This window comes from Cupriavidus sp. PET2-C1 (genome assembly GCF_054515855.1).
In genome coordinates this window covers 282,893-296,733 of the sequence record NZ_CM137260.1, presented here as the reverse complement: position 1 = coordinate 296,733, position 13,841 = coordinate 282,893, and the positions used below count along the sequence as shown (strand labels likewise).

Below are 13,841 nucleotides of genomic sequence, written 5' to 3'. Positions count from 1 at the left end.
GGAGAATATTGAAATGGCCACTCATCAGTTTTCATTGATACGCCGGGGCAGCCCGCTGGCCTTGGCGCTCGCCCTGCTTAGCGCATGCTCGACGCAAACCGGGGTGTCCTCGACACCGTCGGCCACAACCGCGCCCACGGCAACGGCCTTGCCCGCGGCGCCGGAAGTCTCGTCCGGCTACCGGCCGGGCATGACGACCACTTACGCCAACAAGCACATGGCCGCGGCCGCCAATCCTCTGGCGACCGAAGCCGGCCGCAAGATCCTGCGCGCGGGCGGCACAGCCATCGACGCGGCCGTTGCCATGCAGGCCGTGCTGACACTGGTCGAGCCGCAGGCCACCGGCATCGGCGGCGGTGCCTTCATCATGTACTGGGACGGCAAGCGCGTGCAGGCTTATGACGGCCGCGAGACCGCGCCCGCCGGCGCCGGCGAGAACCTGTTCATGCGCCCCGACGGCAAACCCATGAGCTTCAGCGAAGGGCAGATCGGCGGGCGCTCGGTGGGCACCCCTGGCGTGCTGCGCGCGCTGGAACTGGCGCATCGCCAGCATGGCAAGCTGCCCTGGGCCAAGCTGTTCGAGCCGGCCATCGCGCTGGCAGAGCAGGGTTTCCCGATTTCGCCGCGCCTTTATACGCAGATCGCCGCCGACAAGTTCCTCCCGGCCTCGCCCGAGATGGCAGCCTACTTCCTGACGCCGGACGGCAAGCCCAGGCCCGTCGGCACCATGCTGAAGAATCCGGCGCTGGCCAGCACGCTGCGCGAGATCGCGCACCGCGGGCCAAACGTGCTCTATACCGGCCCGATTGCCCACGAGATCGTCAAGCAGGTCAACGGCAGCGCCAACCCGGGCTCGCTCTCGCTGGTTGACCTGAAGGATTACCGCGCCAAGGAGCGCGCGCCCATTTGCAGCGACTACAAGCGCTGGAAGATCTGCGGCATGCCGCCGCCTTCATCAGGCGGCATCGCGATCGCGCAGATGCTCGGCGCCTTGCAGGCGCTGGAGGCCAGGAACCCGAAATACGCGCTTGCCGCGCTCAAGCCGAAACAGGTAGCAACGCCTGCCGGGGTCGAGCCGGGCATCGACGCTGTGCACGCCATTGCCGAGGCCGGGCGCCTGGCCTATGCGGACCGTGGCCTCTATGTGGCGGACTCGGATTTCGTGCCCGTCAATGTGGCGGGGCTGCTCAGCCGCGACTACCTGGCAAGCCGCGCGAGCCTGATCGGCGAGGAGAGCATGGACAAGGCGGAGGCCGGCGTGCCACCTGGCGCCACAGTCGCGCTGGCGCCGGACCGCTCGCCGCCGCGCGTGTCCACATCGCAGATCGTCGCGGTGGATGACACCGGCGGCGCGATTTCCATGACCACCACCGTCGAGAGCTATTTCGGCTCGCACCTGATGGTGCGCGGCTTCGTGCTGAACAACCAGCTCACCGACTTCTCCTTCGTGCCGAGCGAGAACGGCAAGCCCGTGGCCAACCGCGTGCAGCCCGGCAAGCGCCCGCGCTCGTCGATGGCGCCCACGCTGGTGTTCGACCGCGACAGCGGCAAGCTGGTCGCAACCGTGGGTTCGCCCGGCGGCTCGCAGATCATCGAGTACGTGTCCAAGACGCTGGTGGGCCTGCTGGACTGGAACATGGACGTGCAGGCGGCCATCAACATGCCCAACTTCGGCAGCCGCAACGGACCGACGGAGCTGGAAGCCGGCCTGGTCAGCCCGGCCCTGGTGCAAGGCCTGAAAGACCGCGGGCATGAGGTCGCGCAGATCGAGATGACCAGCGGCACGCAGGCCATCATGCGCCGCCAGCGCCCCGATGGCACGTGGGCCTGGGCCGGCGGCGCCGACCCGCGCCGCGAGGGAGTGGCATTGGGGGATTAAGCGCGGTTGCGCAATGGTGCTGGCGCTGGCGCTGGTGCTGTCGGTGCTTTCGAAGCGCCGGGACTGCGACGCGCAAGGCCGGATCTGCGTTGCCGTGCTCCCCTCTCCCGCGTGCGGGAGAGGGGTTGGGGGAGAGGGCGGGCGTTCGTTACGCCGTCGTGCTGGAAAACACCACGGGCTTCGCTTCAAGCGGCTCCTAGCTGATATGACTCCCCGTGTCAATTGAGATTGGTTTGATTCAGTTTCACAGTTGCATGGTGTTCCCCAATTTCCTGGAGGGCGACGTAGCAGTAAGTCTCGACGGTGGATCACGCTGATATCCGCGGGTTGGTTACCGCATTACAGAGGTCCGCCCAATGAGCCTGCCGCCATCTAAGGCCGCAAGTCGGATGAAATCCGTTGCCTAGCTAGGTCGCGGGTTGCTCGTGTGCCGGGCTACGTCGCCCTTCAGGAAACTGGCTCCACAGTAGGTGGCAGATAGGTTGATACCTTGGCGCTGGGTTACGTTGTCTGCGCCGCGTTCGGTATGGCAAGCGACATGGCGAGCCGGCTGATGTCCCAGATGAACCCGCTCAGTTCGCGGGCCACCGCAACCACCGCAATGTTCGGGTTCTTGCCGCGCGCGGCAAGTCTCCGATAGCGCCGGCACAGTCGAACCTGGGCGTCCCAGGACCGGTCAACGATGGCCTTCGGGATGCCTTCGTGCCGGCGCTGAATCTCGGGGCTCACACGTGCCGGGTGCCGGTAACTCCAGGCGGCTTCGATTAGCAGCTTTCTTGCATAGCTATTGCCGTTCTTGGTGATGCTGCCTTGGCGCCGTTTCCCCCCCGATGAGTGTTCTGCGGGCGTCACGCCGAGCCAGGCCATCAGTTGGCGCGGATGGACAAAGCGCGAGAGATCGCCCAATTCGGCGAGCATGCCCACCGCCGTGGTGAACTGCACGCCACGCATGGCCTGCAAGCCCAGTACGGCCGGATAGAAGCGCCAGTTGACCACTGCCTCGCGCAAGGCCGCTTCGAGACGGCTGCATTGCGCGAGCCGATCCTCGATGGCACGTCGATATTCGTCAAAGGCAAGTTGCTGCCACACGGTGTCGAACGCAAAGGTACTGATCCAGCGCTGGTGCGCCGGTCCCCAGTCGGCTCTGCCGCTGTAGCGCACCCCATGTGAAAGCAGAAAGGCCTTCAGCCGTTGGCGGGCGCGCTTCAGATCGTCCTTGGCGCTGACCCACGCGCGTGACAGATCCCGGAATGCTTCGTCCTCCACGCTGGGCACGTACACGGCGGAGAGGTCACCGGCGCGCAGCGATCGCACGAGCTTGACCGCATCGCGCCGATCGGTCTTGACGCGCTCGCCGGGTTTCTTCGGGATCAGCGACGGCGCGCACACCATGCACTCGAATCCCTTCCCTGCAAGCTGCCGGTAAAGGCCATAGCCGCAAGGGCCTGCCTCGTAGACGATGTGGATCCGGCTCGCTTTAGACTGCAGGCGCTTGCACAGGCGATCGATATCGGCCTTCGAGGTACCGATCTTGCCAAGCAGTTCGACCTCGCCCACGCCGAGTGCGTAGGCGACCGTGATCGAGTCCTTATGGACGTCAAGACCCACGTACAAAGTGCTATCGTGTTCCATGCTGGCCTCCGCGCTGGAAATCGCCGGGTGTGGCACTGTCCACACCATGCGGCTCTGGCAGTCATGCTAACCCGCGTTTGATTCCTCGCGGCGGGCCAGCCCTCTTGCCCCCAGGGGAGTCATATTGACTAAGCCACCCCTCTCCCCGGCCCTCTCCCCCGAGGGGAGAGGGACAGACAGCCGTCGTCATGGCGCGCGGCTTTGGCCCGTTCGGCGGCTTTGGCCTGTTCGGCGGCTTCGGCTGGTGCTTCGCGGCCCGCCAGCCGTTACTCGTAGGAGAAGAAGCTGCCGAGCTTGTCCATGCGTTCGAGCGCCATGCCCGCGCCCCGCACCACGCAGGTCAGCGGGTCATCGGCCACCAGGACCGGCAGGCCGGTTTCCTCGGCCAGCAGGCGATCCAGTTCGCTCAGCAGCGCGCCGCCGCCGGTGAGCATCATGCCGCGCTCGGCAATATCGGCGCCGAGTTCCGGCGGAGTCTGCTCCAGCGCGATCTTGACCGCCGACACGATCTGATTGAGCGGTTCGGTCAGCGCTTCCAGGATTTCGTTGGACGATACCGTGAACGCGCGCGGGATGCCTTCGGACAGGTTGCGGCCCTTGACTTCCATTTCGCGGACTTCGGCACCCGGGAACGCCGAGCCGATTGTCTTCTTGATGGCCTCGGCGGTCTGCTCGCCAATCAACATGCCGTAATTGCGCCGGATGTAGTTGACGATGGCCTCGTCGAACCTGTCCCCGCCCACGCGGATGGAACCCTTGTAGACCATGCCGCCCAGCGAGATCACGCCGACCTCGGTGGTGCCGCCGCCGACGTCCACCACCATCGAGCCGGACGGCTCCGACACCGGCAGCCCCGCGCCGAGCGCGGCCGCCATGGGTTCCTCGATCAGGTAGACCTGGCTGGCGCCGGCGGCCAGCGCCGATTCGCGGATGGCGCGGCGCTCGACCTGGGTCGAGCCGCACGGCACGCAGATGATCATGCGGGGCGACGGCCGCAGCAGCTTGGTGTCGTGCACCATCTTGATGAACTGCTTGAGCATCTGCTCGGTGACCCGGAAGTCAGCGATCACGCCGTCTTTCATCGGGCGGATGGCCTCGATGTTTCCAGGTACCTTGCCCAGCATCTGCTTGGCTTCCTTGCCCACCGCCTCGATGGTCTTCCTGGGATTGGGGCCGCCCTGCTGGCGAATCGCGACCACCGAGGGCTCATCGAGGACGATGCCCTTGTCGCGCATGTAGATCAGGGTGTTGGCGGTGCCGAGGTCGATCGCGAGATCGTTGGAGAAGTAGCTACGGAGAAATCCAAACATCGGGGAACTTTCATCTGGTGGTTCGCAAGCATGCGAACCGGCGGGCGCCAGTTCTGGCGACAAGCAGGCTATGAATAGCGGCGCATGCAGGAAGCCTTCATGCGCCGCGCGTCGAGCGGAGCGGCTCTCGGCGGTGGCCGGCGCTCCGTCACTTTGTATGGGCGGCAAAACCCGGTGGTGGCCACATCCGTGCGGCCTGGCGGCGAAACCGGCCACCAGGCAACCGCTGAACAGGCCACATCGTCAGAACCGCGCCGGGATCACAAAAAGATCCTGGCGAGACGTAACCGGAACATCCTTGGCTCAGGGAGTGGCGTGCGCCGTACTTGCGCCACGCCAGCGCGTGAGCCGGGTGCAAACCAGAGGTTAACCGGATGCTGACCGGGAACGAATGATACCTTGCGCAACGGTCTTCCTGCTCAAAAAACGGCGTCCGTCGGCCAGCGGCGCAAGCCGTGGCGTCAGGGACCGAACCGGGGGCCGGCCTCCTTGTCTTGCCCAGTGCGACAGCAGCCGCACGCCTGGTCGCCCGCCTGCATGAACTCGGCCACGGTGGCTTGCGTCATCAGGTCGCCGGCGCGGCCCGGGACCGAGCCTTACAGCATCCCGCAGTCGCTCGATTCCGCTGTCTTGCCCATCAGCATCAATTGCGGGTCCCGCACGTGGCTGATGAAGGACCACAGCTCATCGACCAGCGGCTTCGGGCTGGCCGCCGAGCGGTACAGGCGGATATCGAGGCTGGTTGCCCACGAGGCCGGCCCCGCCACCACCAGCTTGCCCTCTTTCAGCTCGTCGCTGACGCAGCTCTCCGGCAACCAGCCCACCCCGTGCCCGGCCACGACCATGGCCTTCAGGGCCTCCGACATATGGGTCTCGAAGCAACGCTGCAGCCCGTAGGGCTCCGGCGCATTGAGCAGGATCATCTCGACCACGTTGCCAAGGAACGCGCCGGATGAATAAGCCATGAAGGGCAAGGGATTGGCGCTCGTGCCCGGCAGCCGGAAGATCGGCTGCCCTTGCTTGTCCGGCGCCGAGAACGGCAGGATCCGCTCGACGCCCAGCATCAGGAACGGGAAGCCGTTCGGGTCAAGCAGGATCGGCAGCTGCTGATGGTGATAGCCCAGCAGGATGTCGCAATCGTCATCCACCAATTGCTGCACACCCTCCGGCACGTTCACCGCATGCACGCAGGCGCTCAACGAGCCGAAACGCTCGTGCAGGTACTTGAGCCAGGTCGGAAAGAAGGTAAAGACCAGGGTGTGCGCCACCGAGAAGCGGATGACCTTGTCGCTCTCGGCAAGGGGCTGGCGGCTGCTCAGCAGCGCGCGTGCGGCATAAGCGTCACGCAACAGGTCGGCGGCCAGCCGGCGGAACAGCCAGCCTGCCGTGGTCAGCGTTGCCGGATGCACGCTGCGGTCGACCAGACTGACGCCAAGCCACTCCTCAAGGGCCATGATGCGCCGGCTGAACGCCGACTGGGTGATATGCCGGTCGGCAGCCGCGCGCGAAAAACTGCGCGTTTCAGCCAAGCACAGGAAGTCTTCAAGCCACTTGGTTTCCATATTGGAATGTACTCAACATCAGGGGGAGGGACGCGCGTCCATGGCAGATCATACGGCAGCGCGGCGCTGCACAAATCGGTGGAAGCCCGATCGCACCATGCAAATTTTGCGCCACATTATTCCGAAATTGCAACATCCCTCCCCGGCCTCGCGCGGACAAGCGCAAGGCGCCGAGTACTCGACTGGTGCTCGCCTAGTACTCGCCTAGTACTCGCTTAGTACTTCCAGAAGATCTTCTGCAGTTCCTTGGTGTCGTTGGTCTTGGTCAGTGCCAGCGCCATCAGGATGCGGGCCTTCTGCGGCAGCTGGTCGTCGGTCACCAGCCAGTCGTACTTGTCGTCCGGCTGCTCGGCGTTGCGGACCACCACGCCGCTGCCGGTGCGCGAGGCACGCACGATCTGCACGCCCTTGGCGCGGGCGGCCTTGAGCGGCTCGACCATGTAGTCGCCCACGCTGCCGTTGCCGGTGGCGGCATAGACGATGGCCTTGGCGCCGTCCTTCACCGCGGCATCGATGCTGGCCGGATTGACGTTGCCGTAGGCGTACACCACGGCCACTTCAGGCAGCTTGTCGATCTTGTCGATGTCCCATTCGGTCTGCATGGTGTGCGGGCGCGCCGGCAGGCGGTAGTACAGCGTGCGGCCTTCCACCACGTAGCCCAGCGGGCCAAACGGCGAGCGGAAGGTCTCGATCTTGAAGGTGTTGCTCTTGGTGACGTCGCGCCCGGTGTGGATCTCGTCGTTCAGCACCGCCAGCGTGCCCTTGCCCCTGGACTCCGGGCTGGACGCCACCAGCACCGCGTCGTACAGGTTAAGCGCGCCATCCGCGCCCAGCGCCGTGCCCGGACGCATCGATCCCACCACCACGACCGGCTTGTCGCTCTTGAGCGTGAGGTTGAGGAAGTAGGTGGTTTCCTCGATGGTGTCGGTGCCGTGGGTGATCACGATGCCGTCCACGTCCGGCTGCTTGAGCAGCTCCGAGACGCGCTTGCCAAGCTTGAGCAGGCGCTCGTTGTTGAAGCTCTCCGAGCCGATCTGGAAAACCTGCTCGCCCTTGACGTTGGCGATCTTGGAGATCTCCGGCACCGAGGCGATGATCTTGTCCACCGGCACCACGGCCGACTGGTAGGCGGCGGTATTGGTGGCGGCGGCGCCCGCGCCGGCAATGGTGCCGCCGGTGCCGATGATCACGATATTGGCCTTGCGGGCTTCGCTGGCCTGTGTCGGCGCGCCGGCGGCAGGGGCGGAGGGAGCGAGCTGGGCATGGGCAACGCCGGTGGTCAGGCTGGCGGCAAGCAGCAAGGCGCTGAGGGTATTAAGACGTGCAAAACGCTTCATGGTGGTCTCCATGCGTTGGATTTCGGGCGCTCGGTAAGTGCCCGCCAAATGGTGATGATAGGTAATGAGCGGGCGATGATACGGCAACCAAAAAGCGCCCGTATCCGTATAAGCCCTGATATGGCGATGCAAAATTCGCGACGAAGTATGCGGAAAAATCATCGTCGGGCGAGCCGCCCCGCCTGCCGCGCTCCTGCCGCTCCTGGCGCCTTGCCGATAGGGCGGGTGCCGCATGAGTATTTCGTGCCGCGCCATGACAAATTCGCATCAAGGTCGCTACCTGCCGGCGGATTACCTAGAGTCAACTCCTCCCTGATGTAAATTTGCGAGGAGCAATGCAATGACCGCTGGAACCTTTAGAACCGAACATGACCTCCTGGGCGATCGCGAGGTCCCGGCCGATGTCTACTACGGTGTGCACACCCTGCGCGCGGTGGAGAACTTCCCGATCACCGGCACCCCCATCTCCATCTACCCCGAGCTTATCAAGGCCCTGGCTTACATCAAGCAGGCAGCCGCGCTGGCCAACCACGAACTGGGCCTGCTCGACGAGCCCCGCTGCGACGCCATCGTCGCCGCCTGCGCGGAACTGCTTGGCGGCAAGCTGCACGATCAGTTCGTCGTCGACGTGATCCAGGGCGGCGCCGGCACCTCGACCAACATGAACGCCAACGAGGTCATCGCCAACCGCGCGCTCGAACTGATGGGGCACAACAAGGGCGAGTACCAGTACCTGCACCCGAACGAGCAGGTCAACATTGGCCAGAGCACCAACGACGTCTACCCATCCGCCCTCAAGATCGCCACCTGGTTCGGCATCCAGGGCCTGGTGGATGCCATGGGCGTGCTGAGGCACGCCTTCGAGCGCAAGGCCGAAGAGTTCAGGCATGTCCTGAAAATGGGCCGCACCCAGTTGCAGGACGCCGTGCCCATGACACTGGGCCAGGAGTTCAGCACCTACGCCGTGATGCTCGGCGAGGACGAGGAGCGGCTGCGCGAGGCCGCCCTGCTGATCTGCGAGATCAACATGGGCGCCACCGCCATCGGCACCGGCATCACCGCGCACCCGGACTACGCGCCGCTGATCCTCAAGCGGCTCAAGGAGATCACCGGCATTCCGCTGATGACCGCGCCGAACCTGATCGAGGCCACGCAGGACTGCGGCTCCTTTGTGCAGCTCTCCGGCGTGCTCAAGCGCGTGGCCGTCAAGCTCTCCAAGACCTGCAACGACCTGCGGCTGCTCTCCAGCGGCCCGCGCGCCGGGCTGGGCGAGATCAACCTGCCGGCGATGCAGGCAGGCTCCAGCATCATGCCCGGCAAGGTGAATCCGGTCATTCCGGAGGTGGTCAACCAGATCGCGTTCGAGGTCATCGGCAACGACATCACGGTCAGCTTCGCGGCCGAAGCCGGCCAGCTGCAGTTGAATGCCTTCGAGCCGATCATCGCGCACAGCCTGTTCAAGAGCGTGAGCCATCTGCGCAACGGCTGCCTGACGCTGGCCGAGCGCTGCGTCAACGGCATCACCGCCAACGAAGAGCGCCTGCGGGCCACGGTCGAGAACTCCATCGGCATCGTGACCGCCCTGAACCCGTACATCGGCTATGCCAATGCCACCGCCGTGGCACAGGAGGCCCATGCCACCGGCGGCAGCGTGTACGAGATCGTGCTGCAAAAGGGCTTGCTGACCCGGGAGGAACTGGACCAGATCCTGCGCCCGGAAGTGCTGACGCAGCCGACCCCGCTGAGCCTGGCGCCCCGCGCACGCTGATCCGGGGGGCAAGGCGGGTCCGGCGCCAGGCATGGCGCCACCGGCCCCGCCCTGCCCCGATACCGACGGTCAGACCAGGATCTGGCCGCAACCCCTGGAGACAACGCATCATGAAGGCAAACAAGCTCACAACCCGGATCATGATCGCCATGGTCCTGGGCGTCGTCACCGGCTTTCTCTGCAACCGCCTCGTGCCCGATGCGGCAATGGCCAAGGAGATCGCCGGCTACTTCTCGATCGTCACCGACGTCTTCCTGCGCCTGATCAAGATGATCATCGCGCCGCTGGTGTTCGGCACGCTGGTGGCGGGCATCGCCGGCATGAAAGACGCCAGCGCCGTGGGCCGCATCGGCATCAAGGCGCTCGGCTGGTTCATCACCGCGTCGCTGATATCGCTGCTGCTCGGCATGTTCTTCGTGGACCTGCTGCAGCCCGGGCATGCACTGAACCTGCCACTGCCCGAAATCGGCGCGGCCACCAACCTCAAGACCTCCACGCTGAACCTGAAGGACTTCATCACGCACGTCTTCCCCAAGAGCGTGTTCGAGGCGATGGCGCAGAACGAGATCCTGCAGATCCTGGTGTTCTCGCTGTTCTTTGGCTTTGCCATTGCGTCGTTCAAGGGCAAGGTGGGCCATCACCTGGTGGCGTCGATCGAGGAACTGGTGGCGATCATGCTGCGCGTCACCGACTTTGTGATGCGCTTCGCGCCGCTCGGCGTGTTTGCCGCCGTAGCCGCCGCCATCACGGTGCAGGGCATTGGCGTGCTGTTTACCTACGGCAAGTTCATCGGCGGCTTCTACCTGGGCTTGCTGGTGCTGTGGCTGGTGCTGACCGCGGCGGGCTACCTGTTCCTGGGTGGGCGCGTGTTCACGCTGCTCAAGCTGATCCGCGAGCCGACGATCCTGGCGTTCTCCACCGCCAGCAGCGAGGCGGCCTACCCCAAGACCATGGAGCAGATGGAGAAGTTCGGGGTGCCCAACAAGGTCACCGGCTTCGTGCTGCCGCTGGGCTACTCGTTCAACCTCGACGGCTCGATGATGTACCAGGCATTTGCCGCGCTGTTCATCGCCCAGGCCTACAACATCGAGATGAGCCTGACCCAGCAGATCACCATGCTGCTGGTGCTGATGGTCACCAGCAAGGGCATCGCCGGCGTGCCCCGCGCCTCCATCGTGGTGGTGGCGGCGACCCTGCCGATGTTCAACCTGCCGGAAGCCGGCCTGCTGCTGATCCTGGGCATCGACCAGTTCCTCGACATGGGCCGCACCGCCACCAACGTCATCGGCAACAGCATCGCCACGGCCGTCGTTGCCAAATGGGAAGGCGAGCTTGGCGCCACGCAGGACCCGGATGCCGTGGGGGCCCTGGAGGCCGAGGACATTGCGCAAGCGCCGTCGCAACAACCCCGCGCCGGCCAGGCGCGGGTATTCCCTGACACCCCCGCATGAAATCTCATAACGATCACCCCGCCTGAATATGGATTCCCGACCGGGCAGCCGGCCAGCCACGGCGGGATTCCTTTCCAATCAATCACTTGCGTAACCCGCGCAACCGCGCCTGCAGTGGCACATCTCTTGCTGAATAGCTCTGCCACTGCAGCACCCGACACAACCAAAACAGAACACGTGGAGACACTATGAGCGCACGAGAAGCGGGCGATCTCGATCCTATCGAGACCGCGGAATGGCTGGAGTCCTTGCAAGCGGTGACCCAACACCGCGGAGCCGAGCGCGCTAACCAGCTGGTCAATACGCTGGTGGACGAGGCGCGGCGCGATGGCCTCTATGTGCCGCGCTCCCTGACCACGGGCTACCGCAACACCATCTCCCCCAAGGACGAAGCGCAATCGGGCGGCGACCGCGCCATCGAGCATCGCCTGCGCTCGATCATCCGCTGGAACGCCATGGCGATCATCCTGCGCGCCAACAAGGAATCGTCGGAGCTGGGTGGCCACATCGCCAGCTTCCAGTCCGCGGCCACGCTCTACGACATCGGCTTTGGCCACTTCTGGCACGCGCCCACCGACACCCACGGCGGCGATCTGCTCTACATCCAGGGCCACAGCGCGCCGGGCATCTATGCCCGCGCCTTTGTCGAAGGGCGGCTCACCGAGCAGCAGTTGCTGGGCTACCGGCAAGAGACCGGGGGCACCGGGCTGTCCTCCTACCCGCACCCCTGGCTGATGCCGGACTTCTGGCAGTTCCCCACCGTGTCGATGGGCCTGGGGCCGCTGATGTCGATCTACCAGGCGCGCTTCCTCAAGTACCTGCAAGGCCGCGGCCTGGCGGACACCGCGGCGCGCAAGGTGTGGGCCTTCATGGGCGACGGCGAGATGGACGAGCCCGAATCGCTGGGCGCGATCTCGCTGGCCGGCCGCGAGCGGCTGGACAACCTGATCTTCGTCATCAACTGCAACCTGCAGCGGCTGGACGGCCCGGTGCGCGGCAACGGCAAGATCATCCAGGAACTGGAATCGGTATTCCGCGGCGCCGGCTGGAACGTGATCAAGGTGGTCTGGGGCGGCGGCTGGGACAAGCTGCTGGCCAAGGACAAGAGCGGCCTGCTGCTAAAGCGCATGGAGGAATGCGTCGACGGCGAGTACCAGGATTTCAAGAGCAAGAGCGGCGCCTACGTACGCGAGCACTTCTTTGGCAAGTACGAGGAACTCAAGGCGCTGGTCGCCGACATGAGCGACGAGGAAATCTGGGGCCTCACGCGCGGCGGCCACGATCCCGAGAAGGTGTTTGCCGCCTACGCGGCGGCCGTGAAGCACACCGGCGAGCCGACGCTGATCCTGGCCAAGACGGTCAAGGGCTATGGCATGGGCGAATCCGGCGAAGGCCAGATGATTGCCCACCAGGCCAAGAAGATGACGCAGGACGCCCTGCGCGGCTTCCGCGACCGCTTCCAGATTCCGGTCAGCGACGAGCAACTGGCCGACGTGCCCTTTATCAAGCCGGCCGAGGACAGCCCGGAGATGCAGTACCTGCGCGCCCGGCGCGCGGCGCTGGGCGGCTACCTGCCGGCACGCCGCAGCAAGTCCACCTCGCTGGAGATCCCGCCGCTGTCCAACTTCCAGCGCCTGCTGGACAGCACCGGCGAGCGCGAGATCTCCACCACCATGGCCTTCGTGCAGATGCTGGGCACGCTGGTCAGGGACAAGGCCATTGGCAAGCACGTGGTGCCCATCGTGCCCGACGAATCGCGCACCTTCGGCATGGAAGGCATGTTCCGCCAGCTGGGCATCTATTCGTCGGTCGGCCAGCTCTACAAGCCGCAGGATGCCGACCAGCTGATGTACTACCGCGAGTCCAAGGACGGCCAGGTGCTGCAGGAAGGGATCAACGAGGGCGGCGCGATGTCCAGCTGGATTGTGGCCGCGACCTCGTACAGCACGAGCAACGTGCCGATGATCCCCTTCTATATCTACTACTCGATGTTCGGGCTGCAGCGGGTGGGCGACCTGGCGTGGCTGGCGGGCGATATCCGCGCGCGCGGTTTCCTGCTGGGCGGCACCGCCGGGCGCACCACGCTCAACGGGGAAGGCTTGCAGCACGAGGACGGCCATAGCCACATCATCGCCGGCACCATCCCGAACTGTGTCTCCTACGACCCCACCTTCGCCTATGAAGTGGTGACCATCGTGCGCGAGGGCATGCGCCGCATGTACGAGCAGCAGGAGGATGTGTACTACTACATCACCCTGATGAACGAGAACTACACGCACCCGGGGCTGGCCGAAGCGAGCGCCGGCGCCAGCACCGAGGAAGGCATTCTCAAGGGCCTGTACCTGCTCAAGGACGGTGGCAAGGCCGGCAAGGGCGGGCTGCGCGTGCAGCTGATGGGCAGCGGCACCATCCTGCGCGAGGTGATCGCGGCGGCCGAGCTGCTGAAGGCGGACTTCAACGTCACCGCCGACATCTGGAGCGCCCCCAGCTACAACGAGCTGCGCCGCGACGGCATGGCCACGGAGCGCTGGAACCTGCTGCATCCCACCGAGCCGCGCCGCAAGAGCTGGGTCGAGGCGAGCCTGGATGGCCATGACGGCCCGGTGATCGCCGCCACCGACTACATGCGCAATTACGCCGACCAGGTGCGCGAATACGTGCACGCCGCCGGGCGCCGCTACGTGGTGCTTGGTACCGATGGCTTTGGCCGCAGCGACTACCGCGCCAAGCTGCGCAGCTTCTTCGAGGTGGACCGCTACCACGTGGCCGTGGCCGCGCTCAAGGCGCTGTGCGATGACGGCGCGATCAAGCCCGCGGTGGTAGCCGAGGCCATTGCCAGATATGGGGTGGATAGCGAGCGCGCAGCGCCGTGGACGGTCTGACAGGCGAAGGAATAAAGACA

At 65.3% G+C, this 13,841-nt stretch carries 8 protein-coding genes; 4 read left to right on the top strand and 4 right to left on the bottom strand.

The window, feature by feature from the left end; all coding sequences use genetic code 11:
* The first annotated feature begins 13 nt into the window (after window positions 1-13).
* The gene (ggt, locus tag ACX12D_RS21290; protein ID WP_459375498.1) at window positions 14-1,879 is read left to right on the top strand and encodes a gamma-glutamyltransferase; all 1,866 of its coding nucleotides are present in this window, start codon (window positions 14-16) and stop codon (window positions 1,877-1,879) included.
* Between the two features lie 501 nt (window positions 1,880-2,380).
* Here ggt and ACX12D_RS21285 read toward each other — a convergent pair.
* From ACX12D_RS21285 to ACX12D_RS21270, 4 genes are all read right to left on the bottom strand, one after another.
* The gene (locus tag ACX12D_RS21285; protein ID WP_459371562.1) at window positions 2,381-3,511 is read right to left on the bottom strand and encodes an IS110 family RNA-guided transposase; all 1,131 of its coding nucleotides are present in this window, start codon (window positions 3,509-3,511) and stop codon (window positions 2,381-2,383) included.
* A 266-nt stretch (window positions 3,512-3,777) separates the two neighbouring features.
* The gene (locus tag ACX12D_RS21280; RefSeq protein ID WP_441631237.1) at window positions 3,778-4,821 is read right to left on the bottom strand and encodes a rod shape-determining protein; all 1,044 of its coding nucleotides are present in this window, start codon (window positions 4,819-4,821) and stop codon (window positions 3,778-3,780) included.
* A 596-nt stretch (window positions 4,822-5,417) separates the two neighbouring features.
* Window positions 5,418-6,383 (bottom strand): LysR substrate-binding domain-containing protein, encoded by a 966-nt coding sequence (locus ACX12D_RS21275; RefSeq protein ID WP_459375497.1) that lies wholly within the window; start codon window positions 6,381-6,383, stop codon window positions 5,418-5,420.
* A 215-nt stretch (window positions 6,384-6,598) separates the two neighbouring features.
* A complete protein-coding gene (locus ACX12D_RS21270; protein WP_459375496.1) occupies window positions 6,599-7,720 on the bottom strand; it encodes an asparaginase in 1,122 nt (373 codons plus the stop codon).
* A 340-nt stretch (window positions 7,721-8,060) separates the two neighbouring features.
* Here ACX12D_RS21270 and aspA point away from each other — a divergent pair, with 340 nt between their 5' ends.
* The 3 genes from aspA (at window position 8,061) to aceE (ending at window position 13,821) form a co-directional block, all read left to right on the top strand.
* Window positions 8,061-9,488 (top strand): aspartate ammonia-lyase, encoded by a 1,428-nt coding sequence (gene aspA, locus ACX12D_RS21265; RefSeq protein WP_459375495.1) that lies wholly within the window; start codon window positions 8,061-8,063, stop codon window positions 9,486-9,488.
* Between the two features lie 110 nt (window positions 9,489-9,598).
* The gene (locus ACX12D_RS21260; RefSeq protein WP_459375494.1) at window positions 9,599-10,939 is read left to right on the top strand and encodes a dicarboxylate/amino acid:cation symporter; all 1,341 of its coding nucleotides are present in this window, start codon (window positions 9,599-9,601) and stop codon (window positions 10,937-10,939) included.
* 188 nt (window positions 10,940-11,127) lie between these two features.
* Window positions 11,128-13,821, top strand: a complete 2,694-nt coding sequence (gene aceE / locus ACX12D_RS21255; RefSeq protein WP_459375493.1) for a pyruvate dehydrogenase (acetyl-transferring), homodimeric type — start codon at window positions 11,128-11,130, stop codon at window positions 13,819-13,821.
* Window positions 13,822-13,841 lie beyond the last annotated feature (20 nt).

Excerpts from the sequence above, each read along its gene's own strand:
- ggt (WP_459375498.1), top strand. The coding sequence starts at position 14 with ATGGCCACTCATCAGTTTTCATTGATACGCCGGGGCAGCCCGCTGGCC.
- ACX12D_RS21285 (WP_459371562.1), bottom strand. The coding sequence starts at position 3,511 with ATGGAACACGATAGCACTTTGTACGTGGGTCTTGACGTCCATAAGGAC.
- ACX12D_RS21280 (WP_441631237.1), bottom strand. The coding sequence starts at position 4,821 with ATGTTTGGATTTCTCCGTAGCTACTTCTCCAACGATCTCGCGATCGAC.
- ACX12D_RS21275 (WP_459375497.1), bottom strand. The coding sequence starts at position 6,383 with ATGGAAACCAAGTGGCTTGAAGACTTCCTGTGCTTGGCTGAAACGCGC.
- ACX12D_RS21270 (WP_459375496.1), bottom strand. The coding sequence starts at position 7,720 with ATGAAGCGTTTTGCACGTCTTAATACCCTCAGCGCCTTGCTGCTTGCC.
- aspA (WP_459375495.1), top strand. The coding sequence starts at position 8,061 with ATGACCGCTGGAACCTTTAGAACCGAACATGACCTCCTGGGCGATCGC.
- ACX12D_RS21260 (WP_459375494.1), top strand. The coding sequence starts at position 9,599 with ATGAAGGCAAACAAGCTCACAACCCGGATCATGATCGCCATGGTCCTG.
- aceE (WP_459375493.1), top strand. The coding sequence starts at position 11,128 with ATGAGCGCACGAGAAGCGGGCGATCTCGATCCTATCGAGACCGCGGAA.